Here is a 4,587-nt window from a genome sequence, read left to right as displayed (position 1 = left end):
CCCGCCGAGCCCTGACGGAGCACCACCCAACCCAACCACCACCAACTACACACCCCTAAAAAACGAAGAACCACCACCCAACACCTCAGCCCTCACCCGCGCAACCTCCTCAACACACCTAGCCCGCTCCATCTTGGCCACCTGCTCCCACTCAGCAGCCCTCACCTGCCACTGACCCACCAAAGCCTCCAACTCAGCCACCCGCTCAGGCAAACCACGCGCACCACGAGCAACCTCCAAACTCCGCCCCCGCGCGTGCACATACTGCTCCTCCAACCGCGCTGCCACAGCATAAGAACGCTCTAACTGTCTCTTCTGCTGCTGAACCTGCTCTTCTAACTCAGCAACCCTCTTCCGCAACCCTTCGACTTCACCAGCGATCTCCTTGCGCGCCTTACGCACCTGCCGACCCACAGCCACCATCTGCTCATACTCGGTGTACTCCCGATTCGCCTGCACCCATGCAGCAATCTGCTCAAAAGAACCCAAAACCTGCGATAGATGCACAAAATCCTGCGGTGACATCTCCGTTTCTATCGGTACGCTGGCGCTCTCCCCATTGACCGGCCCGTACTCGGCTTGGGCAAGCTGAACCAGCACCCGCCCCAGTATGTGGGCTATCTCAGCCCGTTCGGTACGGGGAATTTTGCGGTCATTGAGGCAAAACCCTAATTCCTTCAACAGGTGAGGAATTACGCGTGCAGGGTCAGAGCGCAGATAGTCCTTCATCTGCTCTTTGTTGGGTTTGATGTAGCGGATAACGGGGGCAGGTTCGGGGGTAATTTCTACTGGGCTTGCGTGTATCAGCCGTACTGGGGTGTTGGTGTCTTGGGCATATTTGCGGTGGGCGGCTGCGTATTTGCGGCAGGTATCGGTGCAGTAAATCGGTGGGCGGCCGGGGCCTTTTTCGTAGTAGAAAACGGTGTGGCAGTAGGGGCAAGTGCGGGTTTCTTCAGCGGGGCTGTGAGGTGGTGTCATGGGGGCTATTTTATTTCGTCATGTCGATATTGACGATAGGCGAAAACGAGATAGTACTTCCTGAGTCACTGGGTGCAAGAGGTGTGACGGTTCATCGGCGCTTTGCGCCGGGGTCGTCCGCGCACATTGTGTGCGCGCGGTTTTACACATGAGACCAGCGGGCCGTGTACAAAATCAGGCAGAAGGGTGCGAGGAACGAGTACAGAAGGGCCTGAGATTTTTGTGCGGGGGTTCTGGGTCGATTGAGGTGAAACCGGCAGGGTTGGGCGTGCGTTTTTGTCACGGGCAGGGAGGGTCAAACGAAGTTTGGCATACGTGCCTGACTGTCTGACTCGTTATCTGCAACCGGGACTGTTGCCCTGGGCATGCAGTTCAATGCCAGACGTGTGTTGCATTTTTCTGCGTATGCCCTGGTTCTTGCTGTTGCTCTGGGGTAGCTCTTGATGCGTTGGTATTGGCTTATGATGTGGCGCTTGCCCTCGGTGATGTTTCCTCTGGGTTTAGCTCATGTTTGGTATCTGCTGTGATCCTGGCTTTTCTGCTCTTGCTGAGGCTCTTTAGCCTGTGGGTTTGGGTATAGCTTGTGGTGACTCTGAGCTGCTATTGCTCAGCTAGTTTTTCCTGCCAGATTGCTTCTGCAATACGAGGGCGCCGGTGCTTCTCCCACCAAGGCTCAACACCTTCGGCTGCTTCCTCAACATCAAAACCGTACTCTTCGAAAGTACTTTCCAGGTCTCCTACCAAGGCCTGGGCCAAGTTGTCAGAAGAGCGGTCAATGCGTTCACCCCAGGTAATGAGCATCGTGGCAAGCTGGCCAACTAGTTCAGCTTCAGCTGCGCTTGAATCGGGCATATGAGCTGCACCTTCGGCTACTTCTTGCAAACGGCGTTCGATAGTAGCAGGGCCATGCTGGGCAAGCATCTCCTGCCACTGAGGTTGCTCCATAACCACCAGGAGCGCACGGGTAGCCAGGCGCAGGTAGTTACCGCGGCTTCGGTTTGTTGTAGCTTCCAAGGCATCTAGGCGGGCAATGGTGGCTGGGTCTAGGCGGGCTGAGACAACTTGACCAGAGGGGTGACGGGGTTGTTTGGAAGTTGGCATGGCAGGTTCCTCGTACTCGGGTAAACAATGTTTACGAGTACACAGGGTAGCACCAAGAGGGCCGCTTTCGCACCGAGGGAGGGTAACTACCTGATTAAGTTCAAAAGCTAGTTGGGACACACCGGGGTAAATCCAACCTGGGACACCCCCACCATGCTCTACTAGAAACCATGACCTTCGAGAACGTCTTCACAGACCACTGGCTACCCGCCAAACCCCTGTGCGCCAACCGCAAAAACGGTTCCTACAAGCGCCAAACCCGCGCCCGCGCCCTCGAACACGCCTACATCGAAACCAACCCACTCGCCATGCAGTCCCTCATCGTCACCGACCACGACGGAGCAGACGCCGACTACATCGCAGACCTAGCAGGCCTCCCACAACCCTCCTGGGTAGCCATGAACCCCCACACCCGTAGCGGGCACATCGTCTACGCCCTCAAAGCCCCTGTTTGCCTGACTGATGCAGGGCACCGCGCCCCAGTGAATCTGCTGGCACGCGTTGAGCAAGGACTGACAGACGTTCTCGGCGGGGATATCGGCTACGGCGGGAGAATCACCAAAAACCCCACCCACACCGCCCACATGCCCCTCTGGGGCGCCTCAGAAGCCCTCTACGGGCTCAAAGACCTTGCTAAGGCCCTAGGAGACGTAGGAGCCCTCCCAGCGCCTCACAGGAACGCTCAGACGGTTCTGGACTCCACGGTGGGCAGGAATGTCGCCTTGTTCAACCTCACCCGCCAGTGGGCCTACAGGGCGCGTTTACGCTACACGGACTTCACCGAGTGGTCAGAGACGGTGTACGCCTTTGCTTCGATGAAGAATGCTTCGGTGATTGCTGATGAGTTTTCTCGTGGCCCAATGAGTGAGGGTGAGGTTGCTCAGATTGCTAAGTCGATTGCTTCGTGGGTGTGGGTAAAGATTACCCCTGAGCAGACGGAGGCTAACCGCAAACGATGGGGCTCTTCACTAGGTAGTAAATCTGGGGAAAAGCGCCGACAAAAAATGAATTCCCTCATCGAAGACTTACGAAAGGCTGACAATGGTCGCTGAGAACCCGGTGCGTCGTAAAAAAACAGCCCGAGAGTTAGCCGAACAATTAGGTATTAGCCAAAGCACTGTTAGGCGTTTAATGGCTGAGCCACGGGCTGACTACCTGGCCCGCGCGAATACCAAGCGTGAGCAAGTTGCAGAACTTCGTGCACAAGGGTTATCTGTTAGAGCTATTGCCAACAAGTTAGAGATTTCTAAGAGCACTGTTGGGCGTTATGTTCAAGAATATGAAAATAAATTAGCTATAGAGGCTTATTCATAGGGGAATCCCCCCCCATCCGCTTATGAATAAGCCTCGTGACAGAGTGTTTCAATTCAACTTCAAGGATGGGAAGTAAAAAATAATTATTTCCTACGTGACGCATTCCAAATTATAATCGCTGTTGTTACTGCAAGCATAACAGGTAAGGCTATGACAGCAAACTCCTGACTAACAAATTCATTCTCAACCCCCCAAAAAATAAAATAAGTTGATACTGCTAAAACCACTAGAAGTAGAGTTACTCGTTTATTTCTACTCATTACGATATTCTCCTAAGTAAGCTTGCAAATCATATTAGATCCGGCTATTCTGTATGGTAGCGAAGAAAGGACTAACAATGCTATCAAAGAAGAAGCTAGGAATTATCGGTGCATCCTTTGCACTAGTTGCTGGATCTTTTTCCGCTATGACTCCCGCCAACGCTGCCGTGTGCGGATACTACCATGCATGGGAAGACTTCGAGGGAATAATCGAATTCAAGGTAGCCGTGAAGGGCATTAGCTTCGATGTAAGGCCTTTCGACGGAGAACGTCGAGTTGGCATGTACAATCACTGCACCGACGATGGAAATAACGTCAAACTTAAGCTAAGTACCGCAGATGGAGATAAAGAGGCCTGCGTTCAGCCGGGAGTGACCCGCCTAGGGTATGTTGACCGCGATGCTAAAGTTACAGACGCTTATGCGATTGGTAGTTGTTAAAGATGAATAAAAAGAAAATACTAGCTACCTCTTTTATTGTTTTCACTATGGGATTCGGAGCTATCACTCCCTCCTATGCTGAAGAAATTCAACGTCCATGTGGTTTCTCACCTGTGGGAACATCAAATATTGGTGGGGGAGAAAATGATGGGCATTATGAAAAAGCAATCTACAACCACTGCACAGACGACGGGAACAACGTCAAGATACAAATTGATTACACATATGCAAACGACACATTTTGCGTAACCCCAGGAGAAACAGAATTTAGAGCTAACCCAGACCTAGGTGCTATTAAAAATATATTTTCGATAGGATCCTGCTGACTACTCTGAGGAACCCAGAACTTAAAGTTCTGGGTTCCTCATTTCTATCGTCAGGGTGCTAGGCGGCAACCCCCCCCCACAGGCAACCAAGCCACCCGCCGAGCCCTGACGGAGCACCACCCAACCCAACCACCACCAACTACACACCCCTAAAAAACGAAGAACCAC

General features: G+C 52.9%; 6 protein-coding genes. 4 read left to right on the top strand and 2 right to left on the bottom strand.

The genetic code is table 11. The annotated features are described in order from the left end of the window. Window positions 1-45: 45 nt before the first annotated feature. Window positions 46-978: a hypothetical protein gene (locus ACED87_RS09305; RefSeq protein ID WP_449084079.1), complete on the bottom strand. Its 933-nt coding sequence runs from the start codon at window positions 976-978 to the stop codon at window positions 46-48. A gap of 600 nt (window positions 979-1,578) precedes the next feature. Then, entirely contained in the window at window positions 1,579-2,079 is a 501-nt protein-coding gene (locus ACED87_RS09300) for a hypothetical protein (protein WP_449084077.1), read from the bottom strand. A 170-nt stretch (window positions 2,080-2,249) separates the two neighbouring features. Here ACED87_RS09300 and ACED87_RS09295 point away from each other — a divergent pair, with 170 nt between their 5' ends. The 4 genes from ACED87_RS09295 to ACED87_RS09280 all read left to right on the top strand — a co-directional run bounded on the left by ACED87_RS09295 (window position 2,250) and on the right by ACED87_RS09280 (window position 4,419). Beyond that, complete coding sequence (locus ACED87_RS09295) at window positions 2,250-3,131, top strand: replication initiation protein (protein WP_449084075.1); 882 nt, start codon at window positions 2,250-2,252, stop codon at window positions 3,129-3,131. Continuing rightward, on the top strand, window positions 3,121-3,393 hold the full coding sequence (locus tag ACED87_RS09290) for a helix-turn-helix domain-containing protein (protein WP_449084073.1): 273 nt from the start codon (window positions 3,121-3,123) through the stop codon (window positions 3,391-3,393). Before ACED87_RS09295 ends, ACED87_RS09290 begins: the two co-directional genes overlap by 11 nt. A gap of 337 nt (window positions 3,394-3,730) precedes the next feature. Further along, window positions 3,731-4,093 (top strand): DUF6355 family natural product biosynthesis protein, encoded by a 363-nt coding sequence (locus ACED87_RS09285; protein WP_449084071.1) that lies wholly within the window; start codon window positions 3,731-3,733, stop codon window positions 4,091-4,093. 2 nt (window positions 4,094-4,095) lie between these two features. Continuing rightward, window positions 4,096-4,419, top strand: a complete 324-nt coding sequence (locus ACED87_RS09280) for a DUF6355 family natural product biosynthesis protein (protein WP_449084069.1) — start codon at window positions 4,096-4,098, stop codon at window positions 4,417-4,419. The last annotated feature ends 168 nt before the right edge of the window (window positions 4,420-4,587 follow it).

The organism is Rothia sp. 32237D007AR, assembly GCF_053544675.1.
Note: the sequence above shows the minus strand (reverse complement) of the source record. Positions and strands in the feature narration are given on the sequence as shown.